This window comes from Bacillus sp. DB-2 (assembly GCF_003315125.1).
GTDB lineage: Bacteria > Bacillota > Bacilli > Bacillales > Bacillaceae_G > Bacillus_A > Bacillus_A mycoides.
Genome location: NZ_QNRN01000001.1, coordinates 45,745 through 63,608, shown reverse-complemented (window position 1 = coordinate 63,608; position 17,864 = coordinate 45,745). Strand labels below are relative to the sequence as shown.

General features: G+C 34.5%; 26 protein-coding genes. 18 read left to right on the top strand and 8 right to left on the bottom strand.

The window, feature by feature from the left end:
• The first annotated feature begins 3 nt into the window (after positions 1-3).
• From DET63_RS00435 to DET63_RS00420, 4 genes are all read left to right on the top strand, one after another.
• A complete protein-coding gene (locus DET63_RS00435) occupies positions 4-1,062 on the top strand; it encodes an undecaprenyldiphospho-muramoylpentapeptide beta-N-acetylglucosaminyltransferase (RefSeq protein WP_002067149.1) in 1,059 nt (352 codons plus the stop codon).
• A gap of 244 nt (positions 1,063-1,306) precedes the next feature.
• On the top strand, positions 1,307-1,549 hold the full coding sequence (locus DET63_RS00430) for a DUF3966 domain-containing protein (protein WP_085960924.1): 243 nt from the start codon (positions 1,307-1,309) through the stop codon (positions 1,547-1,549).
• A 97-nt stretch (positions 1,550-1,646) separates the two neighbouring features.
• Positions 1,647-2,024: a nucleoside 2-deoxyribosyltransferase gene (locus DET63_RS00425; protein WP_113935583.1), complete on the top strand. Its 378-nt coding sequence runs from the start codon at positions 1,647-1,649 to the stop codon at positions 2,022-2,024.
• 108 nt (positions 2,025-2,132) lie between these two features.
• A complete protein-coding gene (locus DET63_RS00420) occupies positions 2,133-2,621 on the top strand; it encodes a hypothetical protein (RefSeq protein WP_002015119.1) in 489 nt (162 codons plus the stop codon).
• Positions 2,622-2,656: 35 nt separating this feature from the next.
• On the opposite strand, the gene DET63_RS00415 is transcribed toward DET63_RS00420, so the two are convergent.
• The gene (locus tag DET63_RS00415) at positions 2,657-2,968 is read right to left on the bottom strand and encodes a hypothetical protein (protein ID WP_002129099.1); all 312 of its coding nucleotides are present in this window, start codon (positions 2,966-2,968) and stop codon (positions 2,657-2,659) included.
• 252 nt (positions 2,969-3,220) lie between these two features.
• Here DET63_RS00415 and DET63_RS00410 point away from each other — a divergent pair, with 252 nt between their 5' ends.
• Entirely contained in the window at positions 3,221-3,436 is a 216-nt protein-coding gene (locus tag DET63_RS00410; RefSeq protein ID WP_113935582.1) for a DUF3912 family protein, read from the top strand.
• Between the two features lie 399 nt (positions 3,437-3,835).
• Here the strand turns inward: DET63_RS00410 and DET63_RS00405 are convergent, their stop codons facing one another.
• The 3 genes from DET63_RS00405 to DET63_RS00395 all read right to left on the bottom strand — a co-directional run bounded on the left by DET63_RS00405 (position 3,836) and on the right by DET63_RS00395 (position 6,555).
• Positions 3,836-5,230, bottom strand: a complete 1,395-nt coding sequence (locus DET63_RS00405) for an L-cystine transporter (protein ID WP_002138338.1) — start codon at positions 5,228-5,230, stop codon at positions 3,836-3,838.
• A 107-nt stretch (positions 5,231-5,337) separates the two neighbouring features.
• A complete protein-coding gene (locus tag DET63_RS00400) occupies positions 5,338-5,580 on the bottom strand; it encodes a DUF2626 domain-containing protein (protein ID WP_002015110.1) in 243 nt (80 codons plus the stop codon).
• 279 nt (positions 5,581-5,859) lie between these two features.
• Positions 5,860-6,555 (bottom strand): helix-turn-helix transcriptional regulator, encoded by a 696-nt coding sequence (locus tag DET63_RS00395; protein WP_002014995.1) that lies wholly within the window; start codon positions 6,553-6,555, stop codon positions 5,860-5,862.
• A 205-nt stretch (positions 6,556-6,760) separates the two neighbouring features.
• Here DET63_RS00395 and comGA point away from each other — a divergent pair, with 205 nt between their 5' ends.
• The 10 genes from comGA (at position 6,761) to DET63_RS00345 (ending at position 12,375) form a co-directional block, all read left to right on the top strand.
• Positions 6,761-7,804, top strand: a complete 1,044-nt coding sequence (comGA, locus tag DET63_RS00390) for a competence type IV pilus ATPase ComGA (protein ID WP_113935581.1) — start codon at positions 6,761-6,763, stop codon at positions 7,802-7,804.
• Positions 7,791-8,828: a competence type IV pilus assembly protein ComGB gene (gene comGB, locus DET63_RS00385; RefSeq protein WP_016096112.1), complete on the top strand. Its 1,038-nt coding sequence runs from the start codon at positions 7,791-7,793 to the stop codon at positions 8,826-8,828. The genes comGA and comGB overlap by 14 nt, the downstream gene beginning before the upstream one ends.
• An 11-nt stretch (positions 8,829-8,839) precedes the next feature.
• Complete coding sequence (gene comGC / locus DET63_RS00380) at positions 8,840-9,139, top strand: competence type IV pilus major pilin ComGC (RefSeq protein WP_002088623.1); 300 nt, start codon at positions 8,840-8,842, stop codon at positions 9,137-9,139.
• Positions 9,136-9,591 carry a competence type IV pilus minor pilin ComGD gene (comGD, locus tag DET63_RS00375; RefSeq protein ID WP_002165074.1) on the top strand — a complete coding sequence of 152 codons (456 nt, stop codon included), beginning with the start codon at positions 9,136-9,138 and terminating at the stop codon, positions 9,589-9,591. The genes comGC and comGD overlap by 4 nt, the downstream gene beginning before the upstream one ends.
• Positions 9,584-9,880, top strand: a complete 297-nt coding sequence (locus DET63_RS00370; RefSeq protein ID WP_113935580.1) for a type II secretion system protein — start codon at positions 9,584-9,586, stop codon at positions 9,878-9,880. The genes comGD and DET63_RS00370 overlap by 8 nt, the downstream gene beginning before the upstream one ends.
• Positions 9,864-10,325: a competence type IV pilus minor pilin ComGF gene (comGF, locus tag DET63_RS00365; RefSeq protein ID WP_002190666.1), complete on the top strand. Its 462-nt coding sequence runs from the start codon at positions 9,864-9,866 to the stop codon at positions 10,323-10,325. The genes DET63_RS00370 and comGF overlap by 17 nt, the downstream gene beginning before the upstream one ends.
• A complete protein-coding gene (gene comGG / locus DET63_RS00360) occupies positions 10,322-10,693 on the top strand; it encodes a competence type IV pilus minor pilin ComGG (protein WP_113935579.1) in 372 nt (123 codons plus the stop codon). The genes comGF and comGG overlap by 4 nt, the downstream gene beginning before the upstream one ends.
• A 173-nt stretch (positions 10,694-10,866) precedes the next feature.
• Complete coding sequence (locus DET63_RS00355; RefSeq protein ID WP_113935578.1) at positions 10,867-11,517, top strand: 2OG-Fe(II) oxygenase; 651 nt, start codon at positions 10,867-10,869, stop codon at positions 11,515-11,517.
• A gap of 121 nt (positions 11,518-11,638) precedes the next feature.
• On the top strand, positions 11,639-12,136 hold the full coding sequence (locus DET63_RS00350) for a shikimate kinase (protein WP_113935577.1): 498 nt from the start codon (positions 11,639-11,641) through the stop codon (positions 12,134-12,136).
• A gap of 38 nt (positions 12,137-12,174) precedes the next feature.
• Complete coding sequence (locus DET63_RS00345) at positions 12,175-12,375, top strand: YqzE family protein (RefSeq protein WP_002015009.1); 201 nt, start codon at positions 12,175-12,177, stop codon at positions 12,373-12,375.
• A 66-nt stretch (positions 12,376-12,441) separates the two neighbouring features.
• Here DET63_RS00345 and DET63_RS00340 read toward each other — a convergent pair whose 3' ends face one another.
• Both DET63_RS00340 and DET63_RS00335 read right to left on the bottom strand, forming a co-directional pair.
• The gene (locus DET63_RS00340; protein ID WP_113935576.1) at positions 12,442-13,074 is read right to left on the bottom strand and encodes a VC0807 family protein; all 633 of its coding nucleotides are present in this window, start codon (positions 13,072-13,074) and stop codon (positions 12,442-12,444) included.
• 126 nt (positions 13,075-13,200) lie between these two features.
• Positions 13,201-13,317 (bottom strand): GTP pyrophosphokinase, encoded by a 117-nt coding sequence (locus DET63_RS00335; protein ID WP_113935786.1) that lies wholly within the window; start codon positions 13,315-13,317, stop codon positions 13,201-13,203.
• 72 nt (positions 13,318-13,389) lie between these two features.
• Between DET63_RS00335 and DET63_RS00330 the strand changes: the two genes are divergently transcribed.
• Entirely contained in the window at positions 13,390-13,617 is a 228-nt protein-coding gene (locus DET63_RS00330) for a hypothetical protein (RefSeq protein WP_000032698.1), read from the top strand.
• Positions 13,618-13,715: 98 nt separating this feature from the next.
• A complete protein-coding gene (locus DET63_RS30475) occupies positions 13,716-13,847 on the top strand; it encodes a hypothetical protein (protein ID WP_002088613.1) in 132 nt (43 codons plus the stop codon).
• 49 nt (positions 13,848-13,896) lie between these two features.
• Here DET63_RS30475 and DET63_RS00325 read toward each other — a convergent pair whose 3' ends face one another.
• On the bottom strand, positions 13,897-14,691 hold the full coding sequence (locus tag DET63_RS00325) for a YqhG family protein (protein WP_113935575.1): 795 nt from the start codon (positions 14,689-14,691) through the stop codon (positions 13,897-13,899).
• Positions 14,678-16,360 carry a DEAD/DEAH box helicase gene (locus DET63_RS00320; protein ID WP_002015016.1) on the bottom strand — a complete coding sequence of 561 codons (1,683 nt, stop codon included), beginning with the start codon at positions 16,358-16,360 and terminating at the stop codon, positions 14,678-14,680. Before DET63_RS00320 ends, DET63_RS00325 begins: the two co-directional genes overlap by 14 nt.
• A gap of 390 nt (positions 16,361-16,750) precedes the next feature.
• Here DET63_RS00320 and gcvT point away from each other — a divergent pair, with 390 nt between their 5' ends.
• Positions 16,751-17,851: a glycine cleavage system aminomethyltransferase GcvT gene (gene gcvT, locus DET63_RS00315; RefSeq protein WP_113935574.1), complete on the top strand. Its 1,101-nt coding sequence runs from the start codon at positions 16,751-16,753 to the stop codon at positions 17,849-17,851.
• The last annotated feature ends 13 nt before the right edge of the window (positions 17,852-17,864 follow it).

The following is a 17,864-nucleotide window of genomic DNA, read 5'->3' as shown; positions in this document are numbered from 1 at the left end:
CGTATGAAAAAAATAGTCTTTACAGGTGGCGGTTCGGCCGGGCATGTAACACCTAATTTAGCAATTATTCCACATTTACAAAAGCAGAACTGGGATATCTCTTATATTGGTTCTCATCAAGGGATTGAGAAAACGATTATAGAAAAAGAAGGAATCCCATACCATAGTATTGCAAGCGGGAAGCTACGTCGTTATTTTGATTTGAAAAATATAAAAGATCCTTTTCTCGTGATGAAGGGTGTTATGGATGCGTACGTAACAATTCGTAAACTAAAACCGGATGTTATTTTTTCAAAAGGTGGTTTCGTATCCGTACCAGTCGTAATAGGAGGGTGGCTAAATAGGGTGCCAGTTTTATTACATGAATCTGATATGACACCTGGACTAGCAAATAAAATTGCGCTCCGTTTTGCCTCGAAAATATTTGTTACATTTGAAGAAGCAGCGAAACATTTACCGAAAGAAAAAGTAATATATACAGGATCGCCTGTACGTGAAGACGTACTAAGAGGAAATCTTGAAAAAGGTTTAAAGTTTCTAGGGTTTTCCCGGAAGAAATCAGTTATTACTGTTATGGGAGGAAGTTTAGGCGCAAAGAAAATTAATGAAACGGTTCGATCGGCACTTCCAGATCTTCTGAAAAATTATCAAATTGTGCATCTTTGCGGAAAAGGAAATCTTGATGAATCCTTACAAAATAAAGAAGGATATAGACAATTTGAATATGTACATGAAGAGTTGCCGGATATATTAGCAGCAACAGATTTTGTTATTTCACGTGCGGGATCCAACGCGATTTTTGAATTTTTAACAATGCAAAAGCCGATGGTGTTAATTCCGTTATCGAAATTTGCAAGCCGTGGAGATCAAATTTTAAATGCTGAATCCTTTAAAAGACAAGGGTATGCATCGGTATTATATGAAGAGGATGTAACGGTGAACTCACTTATAAAGCATATAGAAGAGCTATCTCATAATAATGAGACGTATAAAACAGCATTAAAAAAATATAATGGGAAAGAAGCGATTAAAACTATCATTCAACATATTTCAGAGGCATGATTAAACAATCATGTCTTTTTTAGTAGGATGAAAGATTCCAAGAATTGATATTTTTATGTTACAATAAAGTGAAACTTTAATCAGTGGGGGGTTCATCCCCACTGATTATTAGCCCTCACCAATCGGGCTTTTACGGGCAGTTAATCCCATACCTAACTTCTTTGTTTTCGCTGAATTTTGAGGTGGGGGTCTTACTGCCCTCAAATAGCGGGGTAACAAATGGTTAATAGGGAAATTCCAATTGATTAAGCGTGAAAATACGAATGGATTAGGAGTGACTGTGTTGGAGCTAAGTCTCTATGAAAATACTGCACTTATTATATGCTTTGTGTTGTACGTTGGTAGTGTTATTGTTTATATTTCACGGAAATTTTCACAAGAACGAGAGCTTGAAAAATCAGAAATAACAGCTGAACTAGAAATGTTAGCTGATGAAAGTTATAAAAAACAAAAAATAAAAGAAGATCATGAGGCACCCCATCATTGAAACGCAAATAAGTTCTAAGGATGGGGATTTTTTTTGAAAAAATCCCATTAACGCTAAAAAAGGAGTTTCCCCATACATATTTAAGGAGTGAATATAAATGAAATTTTATATTGCTTCAGGATTTCAAAATAAACATCTTGTTCGTTTCGTATCAAGCCAGTTGAAAGAAGTGGGATGGCAGCATACATATGATTGGACGAAAAATGAAAGAGCAACCAATAGAGAACAATTGCAAAAGATTGGTGAAGAAGAACAAGAAGCGATACGAGAAGCTGATGTTTTCTTACTCATACTAGAGGGTGGGAATGGAAGTCATACAGAATTAGGGATGGCAATTGCTTTAGAAAAGAAAATTTATATATATCACAGGGGCAAGGAGTTGCAAACTACATTCTCCCATTTACGAGAAGTTGATATTTTCAAAGGAGAAATTGAGGGACTTGTCTCATATATATTGAATAAGGTGGAATGTTAGACGTGGGAATGCAGCGAGAAATATTTTTTGCAAAAAAAGAGTGAAGGTTACCATTAGGCTATTTTGGGCACAGTTATTATAAGTAAAGCATATAAAGGAGTTATAAATATGAAATTAGAAAATGGATGGGAAACAAGTTTTTTAGAGGTTGTACAAAACAGTGAATTTAAGAAAGATGCAATTCTTAGTCAATTGCTTTTTGCGGATAGTGAAGAAGTAGAAGAGCTTGTTGATGATTACGGTTATGAAGAGATTATTGAACGCGAACATGATGATGAGTTAGCAGGAATTTTAGGAGAAGAACTTTTCAGTGAGCTGGAGCGAAATGTATTCTTATCTCCACAGCCAGAAGAAAAACTTATTTCATTCGTAAATGGATTAGGTTTTCATGTGTTAGATTGGATTGTGCTTCTTGAAACAGAATTTGGCATTGATAGCGCAAACTTCACATCGGATGCAGTGAAAATGTTAGAAAAGCGCTTTAGACAGTTTCCCTATATAGAAGAGAAGACAATTTTTGATATGACGTTTGAAGAAGCGATGGATGTATTAGAATCTGTTACAGGATTACAGCTGAAGGGGAAAATGAACGTATAATGAAAAAGAACGTGATAGCTTCACGTTCTTTTTTTTTACATAATAATAATTTTATCATCTAGCTTTGTTTGTCCAGTAAGAAGTGCATTTAAATACTCTACTTTTCGTATGCAAGCTTGTATATGTCTTTCAACCTCTTGTAACTCTGCTTGGTGATGCGTTTCAATTGGATGAATTTGTACGTTAAATTTTTCGAATTGACTACTATATGTTATTTCTGCATAGCCGCTCATAATATCGGTTTCGTTATGAAATAAAAATTGCTTCGTTTCTTCACAGAATGATACATCCTGAAAGCCATATACTTTTAATGCTTCAATTACTTTGTTAATCATGTTTGTATTCATTTTTTAACCCTCTTTACGAAGTTCTACTTTTATATTATAACATAAAAAAATACGTAGAAAGCGCTTCCAAGTGTATTTTATTATAAACTTTACGTTTCAATCATAAAAATGAAACAAAGAAAAAATAATTGTAAAGAAGGAAGGACTCTTTTATTGTTTCGTCATATATATAGAGAAATAGTGCAATGAAAGGAAATTTTCCGAGGTGGAGATTGTATTTCCAATTTGAGCGCAGTAAAAGAGGTGAGAATCTTGAACTTTGATATTGTAGGACAAAAAGCATATATAAAAGATGGGCCGCATCGGAACCGAATTGGAACTGTAAAGAAAAATGAAAAACAATTAGAATCCCATTTTGCTATTGTAATTGGGGAACAAAGTATTGCTGTAGAGCTAAAGGATATCGTGTTAGTTGGAGTAGATGTAGGACAATTTCATAAATGGTGTGAGCAAAATGGCTATTTGTGAAAGGGACGGGCTGTGAGATAGTGAAATATATTTGAGAAAAGAGAATATGTTATTGTATTCTCTTTTTTTATGTGTAAGGAGATAGAAATGAAGTATAAAGAACGAGATTTTACATTGGAGTTAAAAGAGCAACTAGAAGAGTTTTTAGTAGAAGTATAAAGATTGGTTTTTATAAAACCTTACAAAAATGTAATTTTTATAAAAATCCGAAAAGATATATAATTTATTTATAATTATCTATTCTAATATACAGGTGGTGTTTTACTATGGTTGAAGTAATCGGTAGAGCTTTATACATAGTGTTTGAAACAATATGTTATGCCTTATGTTTAAAAGATAAAGAGGAAGATGAAAAGAAATAAAAAAGGACGCTAACATTTTTGTTAGCGTCCTTTTTTATTATGAAGCAATTTCACCAGTTTTTACATCATCTTGATTGTACGTATCTTGATCTAATTCACCAAGCCATTTACTAGAAATAAGACCTGCTGTCATAGAACCACTTACGTTAAGAGCCGTACGACCCATATCGATTAATGGTTCAACCGAGATAACAAGAGCGACAATGCCGATTGGTAAGTTCATTGTAGATAGTACGATTAACGCTGCGAATGTTGCACCGCCACCCACGCCGGCAACACCGAATGAGCTAATAGCAACGACAGCGATTAAAGTTAAAATAAATTGTGGTTGTAATGGATCGATTCCTACAGTTGGAGCGACCATCATAGCAAGCATTGCTGGGTAAATACCTGCGCAACCGTTTTGACCGATAGATACCCCAAAGGATGCAGCGAAGTTAGCGATTCCTTCAGAAATACCAAGCTTTTCTTTTTGAGCTTCAATATTTAATGGCATTGCACCAGCACTAGAGCGAGATGTGAATGCAAATGTTAATACAGGGAACACTTTTTTCAAATATTGAATTGGATTTAAACCAGATAATGCGATTAATAATAAGTGAATGATAAACATTACGATAAGAGCTACGTAAGATGCTAACACGAAGTTACCAAGTTTTAAAATAGCGTTAATATCGCTACCAGCAACTGTCTTTGCCATCAGAGCTAATACGCCGTATGGAGTAAGACGTAAAATTAATGTTACCATACGCATTACGATTGCATATACAGCATCAAGCATTTTCTTAAATAGCTCTGCTTGTTCTGGATATTTTCGTTTTACACCTATAAAGGCAATCCCGATAAAGGCTGCAAATATTACAACAGAAATTGTTGATGTTGGACGAGCACCTGTTAAATCAAGAAAAGGATTCGTAGGCAACAGTTCTAACAATTTGTCTGGAATTGTTGTCTTTTCAATAGAGGTAAATCTTTCTTCTACTAATTTCAGACGAGCAGATTCTGCATCACCTTGTTGTAATCCTGTCGCTGATACATCAAATCCTGCGCTTGCAGCTATACCGACAGCTGCGGCAATTCCTGTAGTAAGAATTAAAATTCCGATAATAAGACCACTGATTTTACCAAGGTTTTTCGTTAATTGTAATTTTGTAAATGCTGAAATAATAGATACTAAAATAAGTGGCATAACGATCATTTGAAGTAATTTCACATAACCGTTACCAATTAAACTAAACCAGGTATTTGATTCGATAATTACTTTAGAAGTAGGTTCATAAATAAATTGTAATATAAGACCAAAGATAATTCCGACTCCTAAAGCAGTAAATACACGTTTATTAAAAGATACATGCTTACGTTGCATATAATACAATACGCCAACTAAAATGAGCATGACTGTGATGTTAATCCCGACAAGCAGTGTATTCATGTTGATTCCCCCTAATTCCAATGTGTTATATAGAATATAAGGTAATAAAACCTATAAGTCAACTAGGGAATTGCGGGATTAAAAAAAAGATGGCAATTTGCCATCTCTTAATGCCCAGCTCCAGGGACAAGTAAAAATGTTGTGTACCATGTAAATCCGATGAAGAAAACGGTTAAATATGCCCCGAATACGTATATATACATACGCTCTGTTAATTTTAAATAACTTAAAAGTACGAAGAATCCTGTTTGTCCTAAAAATAGTAGTGCAGTCGAATGCATATCCCCTACGTAAAACATAACCGAGAAAATTCCAGTCCAAAAGCCGAGAACGCGAAACATGCGCTCCATGCCATCTCCCTCCTTTTCTAAAAAAAGTAAAACCTCTTTTCATTATAGTTTATTTTTCTAACTATTGTAAATATTCATTCGTATAAAAAGAAGTCAATTATAATATTGACTTCTTCTTAGTTGAAAAACTAAATTTGAACTTTATCCCGCTATTTGTTGGCAGTAAAACTCCCACCTCAAAATTCGGCTTGAGCAAAGAAGTTAGGTGGGAGATAACTGCCCGTAAAAGCCCGATTGGTGAAAGCTAATAATCAGTGGGGGAAGAACACCCCCCACTGATTAAAGTTTCACTTTATAGTTACAAGATTTGCATCCATCTAGTAGACTATCGTTTCGTGTTAATTCGACGTTCGGGAATAAGATTTCAAAAATCCCTTTCATCATATCTCCGTGCATGTTACAAATTTCAGTTGGATGATGCGCAGCAACTTCTTTAAACGGGCAATTGTGTACATCATAGAAAATTTTTGTGCCATCTGTACTTAATTCAAAAGCAGGGGATAAGCCCGCTGTTGAGAATGCTTCTTTTGCGATTAGCATTTTTTGTTCTATCGTCAATGCTTCTGCACTTACATTTAAGCGATGCATATGTTGTTGCATTAATTCTTTGCCGAATTGTTTCCCTGTTTCATATAGCGCTTTTTCACCAGCACTACCTAAGCTTAGCAGTGAATTAAATGCTATCTGCGCTAATAATTGATAATCGCGAAATGGGAATTGTAACTGGATGACATCTTGAGACAAGACGTATAGTCTGCTTGGTCTTCCGCCTTTCCCAGTTTTTTTTGTTTCTGATTTGAGCATATTAACATCTTCTAATTTAGATAAATGTAAACGCGCTACGTTTGGATGAATGTTAAACTCATCTGCAATTTCTTGTACAGTTACGTAATTATGCTTTTGCGAAATATATTTATAAATGTAATAACGAGTAGGGTCAGATAACACACCTGTAATTTTTAAAGCTTGTTCCATTAGGATCTCCACCTTTATCACTTTATCCAAGATATTAACATTATAATACAGATAAACTTCCATATAGGTAATTTCAGACAATAATTCAGAAATTGTTCATAATTTCACAAACATATTTTCCCTTTTTATCCTAGTGAAAATACAAAATCTCTAATTTTTCTTGTGCATTTTTTCATGATATATACATAGTGAGGAGGGAAACTTGATGAACAGTGTCGAGCTTTTTGCAAATATGATTATGAAAGAAGCTTGTGGGGTGCAAGCATCGGACTTACATATTGTGCCCAGGCAGAAGGATGTGGCGATTCAATTACGTATTGGAAAAGATTTAATTACGAAACGGTGTATTGAAAAGGGATTTGGAGAAAAGCTTGTTTCGCACTTTAAATTTTTAGCATCAATGGATATAGGAGAGAGGAGAAAACCTCAAAATGGTTCGTTGTACTTACAAATTGATGGACAAGAAGTGTATTTACGCCTTTCAACACTTCCAACAGTATATCAAGAAAGTCTCGTTATTCGCCTCCATTTACAAGCATCTGCTCAGCCGTTGTCTCACCTTTCGTTATTTCCAAGTTCAACGGAAAAATTATTCTCTTTTTTAAAGCATTCGCATGGGTTACTCGTATTTACTGGGCCGACTGGTTCTGGAAAAACAACAACAATGTATGCGTTATTAGAAGTAGCTAGAAAATGGAAAACACGTCGCATCATTACACTGGAAGATCCAGTTGAGCAAAGAAAAGACGGTTTATTACAAATTCAAATAAATGAAAAAGCTGGTATCACATATAAAACGGGATTAAAGGCTATTTTGCGTCATGATCCAGATATTATTTTAGTTGGCGAAATTCGTGATGAAGAAACAGCAAAAGTAGCTGTAAGGGCCAGTTTGACGGGACATTTAGTAATGACAACCTTGCATACAAATGATGCGAAAGGAGCGATACTACGATTTATGGATTATGGTATTACAAGGCAAGAAATTGAACAATCATTATTAGCAGTAGCTGCTCAGCGGCTCGTCGAATTAAAATGTCCATTTTGCAGAGGGAAGTGTGCAACTTTATGTAAATCAATGAGGAAAGTGAGACAGGCAAGCATTTATGAACTGTTATATGGATATGAATTAAAACAAGCGATTAAAGAAGCTAGTGGAGAACATGTTACGTATCACTATAAAACGTTGGAATCGTCGGTTCGAAAAGGGTATGCTTTAGGCTTTTTAGAAGAAGATGTATATGTTTAAGAGAAAATGGAGTTTAAGTGATCAAGCATTATTATGTAAAAGATTAAGTGATTTATTAGAGAAAGGTTACTCACTTTTGCAGGCGTTAGAATTTTTGCAGTTGCAACTACCATTAGGGAAGAAATTACAGTTACAGCGTATGATCGAGGGATTGAAAAATGGACAAAGTTTGCACGCTTCTTTTCACCAATTAATGTTTCACTCTGAGATGTTAAGTTATTTGTTTTATGCAGAGCGACATGGTGACATTTCTTTTGCTTTGCAACAAGGGAGCGTACTTCTTTACAAGAAAGATAAATATAGGAAAGATATGATGAAAGTAATGCGATATCCTATGTTTTTATCATTTTTTTTAATGATTATGCTTTCTGTTTTTAACCTCATTTTATTGCCTCAGTTTGAAATGATGTATAGTTCTTTACGTTCTACAGCACCACCACTTACGGAGCAAATTTTAGTTGCAATTAAATTATTACCCTACTTCATTTATATGATTGTTCTTATCGTTATAACGGGATTTAGTTTATATATATTTTATTTCCGAAAACTTCCGCCTACTCAAAAGGTAAAGATTATGATCCGTATTCCCCTTATGAAAACATTTCTTATTTTAAATCATTCGCATTATTTTTCCACTCAATTAAGTGGTTTATTACACGGTGGATTGTCGGTACACGAAGCATTAACAATAATGATGAAGCAAAAGTATCATCCGTTCTTTCAGTATGAAGCAGACCGAATTGAGCGGCAATTAATTGCAGGAGAACCGTTACAATCTATTATTGATAAAAGCGGTTATTATGAGAAAGAACTTTCTTATATCATTACGCATGGACAAGCAAACGGTAATTTAGCAAATGAGCTTGGTGATTACAGTGAGCTCATTATTGAAAAGGTAGAACAAAAAATTAAACGTATGTTATTTGTGATTCAACCCATTTTATTTACATGTCTTGGGGTTATAGTCATTTTGATGTACTTAGCGATGATTATGCCGATGTTTCAAATGATGAATTCTATATAGGGGGCATTTACATGCAGAATGAGGAGGGTTTTACTCTTTTAGAAATGTTATTAGTTATGGTTGTCATAACTGTATTATTACTATTAATTATTCCAAATGTAGTTACACAGCGCTCATCCGTCCAAGGAAAAGGATGTGCAGCCTATGTGAAATCTATAGAAGCACAAATACAAGCATATCACTTGCAACATAATAAGATTCCATCAATAGAGGAACTTGAAACAGGAAAGTATATTACTTCAAAAACTTGCCCGAAAGGTGAACCAATCCATATTTCCGATGATGGTACGGTATCAGCTGGAAAATCGTGAAGCAAAAAGGTTTTACTCTTTTAGAAATGCTACTTGTCTTATTTGCTATTTCTGTACTGAGTGTTGTTACGCATTTTAACGTTACTTCATTACATGAAAAACAAAAAGTTGAGCAGTTTTTGAAACAGTTTTCAAATGATATTTTGTATATGCAGCAGTTAGCGATTAAGCGTCAAAAACATTATACGTTACGCTGGTTTAAAGAGAAACATATGTATTATATTTCGGAATCGGAGACAGCCCTTTTAATTGCTAAGGGAGAATATGATAAAGATGTCCAAATTGATCTGCATACCTTTCCAAATCCAATGACATATAATCCGAGCGGGAATATTAATAGGGGTGGTACGATTTTACTTTCCTATCGAGGGTATAAATATGAGATTGTATTTCAGCTTGGAAGAGGGAGATTTACGTATCGTGAAGTGTCAAAAAGGATCAGTAATGGTTGAAATGGTTGTAGCGTTAAGTTTAATAATGATGGCGGTATCGTTATTGCTCCCGCAAACATTATTAATTATGCAAGAAAGAAAAAATATAAAAATGAGCTATAAAGCATTAATATTATTAAAAAAAGAAGCGGCCTTATTTAAGTATGAGAATGAGGAAAAGCGAGTAAAAGAGCAAGTCATAAAAGGAATTGTATATTACACATATTGGAGAGGAGATGAAGTTTGTACGATGTGGAAAGATATGAGAGGAAACGCGATGGAGCAATGCCTTTATGCAAAGGAAAAATAAAAAAGAAGCGGGATTTACATTAATAGAAATGATTGCATGTTTGTTGCTTTTATCAATGTTCTTTTTACTTTTACCGCGTCTTCATATTATGGGGATAGAAAATACACATTCAAAAGGATTAAATGACTGGGAGTGGGATGTGTTTTTAGGACAAATGCAATTAGAGTTTCGTGAAGTATCAAGTGGGAGGAAGATAGCACTAGAAAACGGTGGGAATATTTTACGCTTCCAACTTCGTAATGGTGATCAGGTGACGTATGAAAAGTTGAATAGTAATTTAATAAGAAAAGTAAATATGCGCGGAAGGGAATTTATATTACAAAGGATTGAAGCGATTTCGTATAAATTAACACCTCATTTGTTATATATATATGTGAAAGATATAAGTGGTGAAATATATGAAGGCGTGGCTGTGCGCTATAGTGAAATTGAGATAGAAACATGAGAAAACAAGATGGATTTGCAATGCCAGGAACAATTATTTTTCTTATTTTATTCATTTCTTTTTTGATGTACGAAACGAATATGTTACTTTCGGATAAAAAATTTTATTCTGAAATAGAACAAAGTTTTTTCATGGAGGAACTTGTTGATCGAGCTATTTCAGATATAAAAAGAGAGTTACAGCAAAAAGAAAAAGAGGATGTTTTTTTATTTCAGTATGAAAGAGGAGAAGTGAGTGGAAAGTACGTCTTTGAAAATGATGCTATTATCATTTCGTTGCAATGTGTTACAAAACAGAGAGTTTTCTATACAGTGAGCTTTCACTATAGGAAAAAGGATAATAAAATATTTGATTGGGTAGAAGGATAGTGTGTAAAATACGTGGGAGAGAACCACTAATTCCTATTGTGGAGTGAGTTAATTTCTGTGAGGGAAGGGATAAAACGATGGTCAAAAGTTTAAATTTTCTCAAAAAAGAGAAAGGTAGAAAGAATATGATATATTCATGCTATCCAATCATTTTTTTCTAGGGAGATAAGGAAATGACAAACAACAATCAAATAGGTGAAAATAAGGAACAAACTATTTTTGATCATAAAGGAAATACGATTATGACAGAGGATAGGGAAATACAAATTATTTCAAAATTCGAAGAACCTCTTATTGTCGTATTAGCAAATGTATTAAGTGATGAAGAGTGCGACAAATTAATTGAATTGTCTAAAAGTAAGATGGAACGTTCTAAAGTTGGTTCATCACGTGATGTAAATGATATTCGAACGAGTAGCGGTGCATTTTTGGAAGAGAATGAACTAACTTCGAAGATTGAAAAACGAATTTCATCTATCACGAATGTTCCTGTAGCGCATGGAGAAGGATTGCACATTTTAAATTATGAAGTAGATCAAGAATATAAAGCGCACTATGATTATTTTGCGGAACATAGTAGATCAGCTGCTAATAATCGTATAAGTACTCTTGTGATGTACTTAAATGATGTAGAAGAAGGCGGAGAAACATTCTTTCCGAAATTAAATCTTTCTGTACACCCTAGAAAGGGAATGGCAGTATACTTTGAGTACTTTTATCAAGATCAATCACTAAATGAGCTTACGTTACATGGAGGAGCACCTGTAACGAAAGGTGAGAAATGGATTGCAACGCAGTGGGTGAGAAGAGGTACTTATAAGTAAAAGCGAGTATGTTACGTTTTGTTCTTCATTTTACAAGAAGAACAAAACGTTTTTTTTATTAAATAAAGTAACATCTTTCGTTATAATAACAAATAATAACGGATGATTGAGAGGAACGAAAATGAAATCTATATACATAACCGGCTATATGGGAGCTGGGAAAACAACAATTGGAAAAGCTTTAAGTAAAGAACTCCATATGGAAGTTGTAGATACAGATCAAAAAATCGAAGAGCAGAAAGAGAAAGCGATTCGGTATATTTTTGCAGAAGAAGGCGAAATGGCTTTTCGCGAATATGAAAGTGAAATGTTACGTTCACTACCGGTTCAGAATGTAATTATTACAACTGGTGGAGGGATTATTGAACGAGCGGAAAATCGAAAGTGGATGAAGGAAAATGGAACTGTCGTGTATTTATATTGTGATCCACATGTAATTGCAGAAAGGCTTCGTGAAGATACGACACGTCCACTATTTCAGAAGAAAGATATAGATGCATTTGTGATGAAATTTGAATCGCGCCGAGCTCATTATGAAGAGGCTCATATTCATATCGATACGACGAATAAATCGGTAAAACAAATTATGAATGAATTAAAGCAAAAGATTAATGAATAAAAAAGTGGACATACTAATCAAGTAGAGGTGATGATAATATGTCTACTAATGATTATGTACGCTTTGTGACACAGCAATTTGTGTCATATATGGATGCTCCAAAAGAGGATCGAAAACAACAGAAACAACAACGTCGTGCGGAGAAAGAGCCATTCTTAAATAAATGGTTTGGTGTTATGCCACTGAGCGCTGCTTTGTTTTATCGAAATGTAAAAAATAAAAGAAAAAAATCAAGCTAACTTTTTCGTAATATGTTTAGCAAAACAAAAATCCCCTAGTATAACAAGATGCTAGGGGATTTTTGTTTATTGCACAGACTCTTTTTCCTCAGTAACCGCATGTATTTTATTGTTTACCCATACAAATCCAATTCCGATACAAATAGAAATCCCCCAGCCAACAGCGGTCATAATAGCTCTCATTTCACCATATCCATCTACACCGAAAACAGAGATGAAATAGATTTTCAAGAAGCTTTTTAATATAAATTGAAGGCCGAAAAATAGTGTTAAATATTGCAGTGCTGGATATATACGACTATCACGATAAAGCTCACGGCTTTTATCACGATCATGACCTTGCAGTGCTGCGATATCAGCTGCGAAATATAACATGAGTGGTTTTTTTATAAAGATTGTACATATAACGATGCAGCCAAGTACGATATGATAATATGCATCATTCCATAGCATTCGTTCAGCCGACCCAGATATTAAGTCTACCGCTGTATTAGAAATAAGTGTAATTAAAATAAAGAACCCTGTAACGTTAAGCTGTTTTTCTTTTTTAAAGGTATACAGTGTATAAATAATCCCCGGAACAGAGGAAATTAACATTGCGTAATAAGGATCGATATAAGATTTTGCAAATTTCCAAATGAGGAATGGGAATACGAGATAAAAGACAAGATCTAATATAGCTTTTTTATTTTGATTCATACATGGCCTCCTTAAGTCATACATATATTTTATAATATAATTTCTGAAAATTGTATAAGGTTAATGAAAAAAAGAAAAGTAGATGATTAGTAGATTAAAAAATTGCCCCTAGCGTAGTAAGTTTTTTTAGTATATAATAAAGGAAGCGCTTTCATTTTTGGTTTGTTCACAAAATGGACGGAAAATCACATATTTACTATTGATATGTTGCTTTATAATGAAACCAATTAAATATACATGCATACAATATTGTGAAATAAATAACATAAATAATCTATATAAATGTAAACGTTATCAAAGAGAGAGGTGGAGACAATGAGTAAATTTTTCTTCAATCATAATCCAGCAACATTAGAGGATGGAAGACTTGTTAAGTATGCTGAAATTATTTATGGAGAAGGTGGCCGTTCTGTATTAGAAAATTTAATGGTGAAGGCATCTATCAGATTGCGTGATCGTTATCCGAATAAATCTGACGAACAGATCTCGAACCTCGTAAATCAAGGCATCCATGATATGTTTCAAAAATACGTGAATGAGTAAGAGCAGCTACTGGCTGCTCTTATTTTTTTGTATAAGGATTGTGCCTCTAGCTGAAAATAAAGATGCATTTTGAAACATGCAAAAAGGAGGCGAAAAAGATGAGTAATGGAATTGGTCGTTCAAAAGAGAATCTGCCAACTGATGCAAACCATGTAAGTGCAAAGGATCGTGCATATCAGAAACGTATGACAGAGAAAAAACAGCAAGAGCGTAATGAAGATAGAGAATAGGCTGGGAACATATCTTAAAAGAAGCTCCTTCAATCTGAAGGAGCTTTCTTTAAGATAGAAAATGATGTGCGGTAACATAAAAGAGACCACCGTTTATAATTTGTATTGTAATGCGTGGTTCGTATTGTTCTTGTAATGCTTGCTTTTCAATTTCATAGCTTTCTGGAAGTTCATCGCTATCTTCGTAAAATCGATTTAAAAGGTCTAAATCGTGATTCCAACGCACTCTCGCTTCTTTTGCCCACGTATGGTCATCTTCTGCGATTATATTTTTTAAAGCATCCTCTATACGTTGTAAGCCACTTTGTGGCTTAATGATAGGCGAAAGAGTAAAACAAAAATCAGGTATTTTCGGTGTGAGTTTGATCTCTGCTAAAGTGTCATGAAAGTTTGCAATCATTGTCCCAGAAATAAGATGAATACCGATGGAATGAAGTATGTCTTTTTTTCGGTCGCATTGATAAGATACTTTTATATTTACACCAAGCCAAGGATGAAGGGGGGTATGAGTTGCCCCGCTATGTTTCACTTCCTCATATAAACGTATGTATGAACCTAGTTCTTTTGTTGTTTCAAATATTTGATGCAAACGTGGTGAACCGTAATGAATAAGTTCACCGTCATTTTCTTCGTTTTCCGGATTTGTAATAAGAGTAAGGCGCATCGGGTTCGGAACGCCTCCTGTTTTTTCAAGATAGTGCCAATAGAAAGGGCGGTTCATTAATAATTTATCCATTTCAATTGTTAACTGCACGTCTAATAGGTGAGGGGAACGTTCTAAAATTTCGCAGTTATTCGCCTCAAAAAAGTTATATAAGTAATTATGAATTTCATTTTGCTGCATAGTCTTGCACCTCTGCTTCATTGCGCTTCGCAAAATCGATAATAGATGTCAAATTTTCCATCTTGATTCGAATTTCACCTTCGCTTTTTGACTGAGCGAAAATTTCTTGAATATGCGCATCAATATTTTTCATGTTGATTCTCGTTAAAATTTCATCGAGTTCACCGATTACACGTTCAAATAAATTAATTTTTTCATATAGTAGTTTTAAAATGTGCTCTTCAACAGTATGCTTTGTTGCTAAGTTATAAATATGAACATCATTTTTTTGTCCAAGACGGTGAATACGTCCAATCCTTTGCTCGAGTCGCATTGGATTCCACGGTAAGTCGTAATTAATCATATGGCTACAAAATTGTAAGTTAATTCCTTCACCACCGGCTTCGGTCGCAATTAATACTTGGGCATGATTTTGGAAAAGCTCCTTCATCCAATCTTTCTTCCCGCGCTTAAATCCACCGCGAAATGGAACAGAGGAAATGCCATGTTGTTGTAAGAACCATTGTAAATACATTTGTGAAGCTCTATATTCAGTGAAGATAATGACTTTATCGTCAACTTCTTTTATAAGCTCTAGTGCTTTATTTGCTTTGGAGTTGAACGGAATATGATTAATTTTGTCCATCAGCACATCAATATGTGGGTCCTTTATGTAGTGCTCATTTTCTTTCTGTCTTTTTTCTACATGTTTTTTTAATGAATAGTAAACAGCTTCACGACTACTACATGCTTCCCGTTTTAAAGTTAAGGATGAGAAAGCAGATGTGACGGCATCTTGTCCACGCCAATTTTCAATTTCATTATACAAAGCTTGTTCTTCTTCATTGAATTCAACGAAGATTGTTCGTACATGCCTCTTCGGCCAATCAATGCCAGTGTTATTGCGTCTATTTCGAACCATTACTTTATTGATAAGAGCTTTTAAATCTTCATCGGATTCAGTGGAACGATTTTTAGAAGCGTAATATTCTTCAAAATTAGATTGATTGCCTAAATGACCTGGTTTTAATAAAGAAACGAGGTTGAAGATTTCATCGATTTTATTTTGAACAGGAGTTGCAGTTAGTAATAAACAAAACTTCTTTTTTAATCGCTGTGCAAATTCATAGTTTTTTGTTTTATTATTTTTTAGTTTATGTGCTTCATCGATAATAATAAGGTCATACTCTAGGTTTAAAACGATATCGCGATGCGGTGAACGTTTCGCAGTATCGATTGATGAAACGATGACATCAGCTTGTTCCCAAGAATAACTTTTCTTTTGAGCGACCGCAGGAATAAAAAATTTTGTGTTTAGTTCATACGCCCATTGAGATACGAGAGAAGCTGGAACGAGAATGAGTACCTTTTTTACAAGTCCTCGAACCATATATTCTTTTAAAATAAGTCCAGCTTCAATCGTTTTTCCAAGTCCGACTTCGTCTGCTAGAATCGCTTTACCATTCATTTGTTCAATGACATTTTGAGCGACCTCTAATTGATGTGGAAGCGGCGTGAAATGTGATAAATGTTTCGGTGCTTGCAATCCATCAAAAGTAGGGACGAGTAACGATTTCTCTGTTTTATAAGCTAAATGATATAAATCCCAATTTGTCCAAGGGCCATCTTCATCAATTCTTTTTAAAAAATTATTTTGCCACGTTCGATCTACGGAAATATCGACATTCATTAAGACTCTCCCACCTTTTATAAACTAAAGTGATTATTAAAAAAATCTTTATTATAAGCCTTGTAATAAGGCGCTATCACAATTACTAAAAGTTAAAGAATAGACAACGATAAAGGTCTAAATCTTAAAAGTTGTATTTAATAGGATTAAGAATAAAAAATTCTAAATTATTTTTTATGCTAGAATATTGATGAAATATAGCGAATGATGTTAGGATAATGGTGTGAAATGTGTGGAATCTTTCGTATTTTATCCAAGAAAGCACTTTTTTATTTACGCTTTCATAAAAAAATATAGTGAGATTCCGTATATCCTATCTTTTCAGAATGAAAATGTTTAGATATGGGAAGCAACTTTTATTGATTTGTCAGAGCATAAGGGGGAAAGAGCATGATTACATTACAACGTACACCGTTATTTGATGTATACGCGAAGTATGGTGGGAAAACAGTCGACTTCGGTGGTTGGGAATTACCAGTTCAATTTTCAAGCATTAAAGAGGAACATGAAGCTGTACGTACAGGAGCAGGTTTGTTCGATGTATCTCATATGGGAGAAGTAGAGGTAAAAGGTGTAGATAGTTTAGCATTTTTACAACGTGTTGTTACAAATGACGTATCTACCTTAAAGGTAGGGGGCGCACAATATACAGCTATGTGCTATGAAAATGGTGGCACAGTAGATGATTTATTAATCTACAAACGTGGTGAAGAAGACTATTTATTAGTAATCAATGCGTCAAATATCGAGAAAGATTACGAATGGTTAGCTAGCCATGTAATTGGCGATGCGAAAGTAGTCAATGTTTCTAGTGAAGTTGCGCAGCTTGCAATTCAAGGACCAAAAGCAGAAGGCATTTTACAAAAAGTTGTGTCAGAAGATTTGAAAGAAATTAAGTTCTTTAAATTTAAAAATAATATTCTTGTAGATGGAATTCCTGCACTTGTATCTCGTACAGGTTACACAGGTGAAGATGGATTCGAAATTTACTGTAAGAGTGAAGAGGCAGCAAAACTTTGGGAGAAACTTCTTGAAGTGGGAGCAGAAGAGGGCTTAAAACCATGTGGCTTAGGTGCTCGTGATACACTTCGCTTCGAAGCAACACTTCCGTTATACGGACAAGAGTTATCAAAAGATATTACACCGATTGAAGCGGGAATTGGCTTTGCGGTAAAACCAAATAAAGAAGCAGATTTCTTTGGAAAAGAAACGTTAAAAGAGCAAAAAGAAAACGGTGCATCTCGTAAATTAGTCGGCATCGAAGTAATCGAACGCGGTATTCCTCGTACGCATTACCCTGTATTTATAGGAGAAGAAAAAATCGGGGAAGTAACGAGTGGTACACAATCTCCAACGTTAAAGAAAAGCATTGGTTTAGCACTAATTGATGTAAAATACGCAGCAGTTGATACAGAAGTAGAAATTGAAATTCGTAATAAACGCGTCAAAGCAGTAGTTGTTCCAACACCATTTTATAAACGTTCAAAGTAACGGGGAGAGGGGT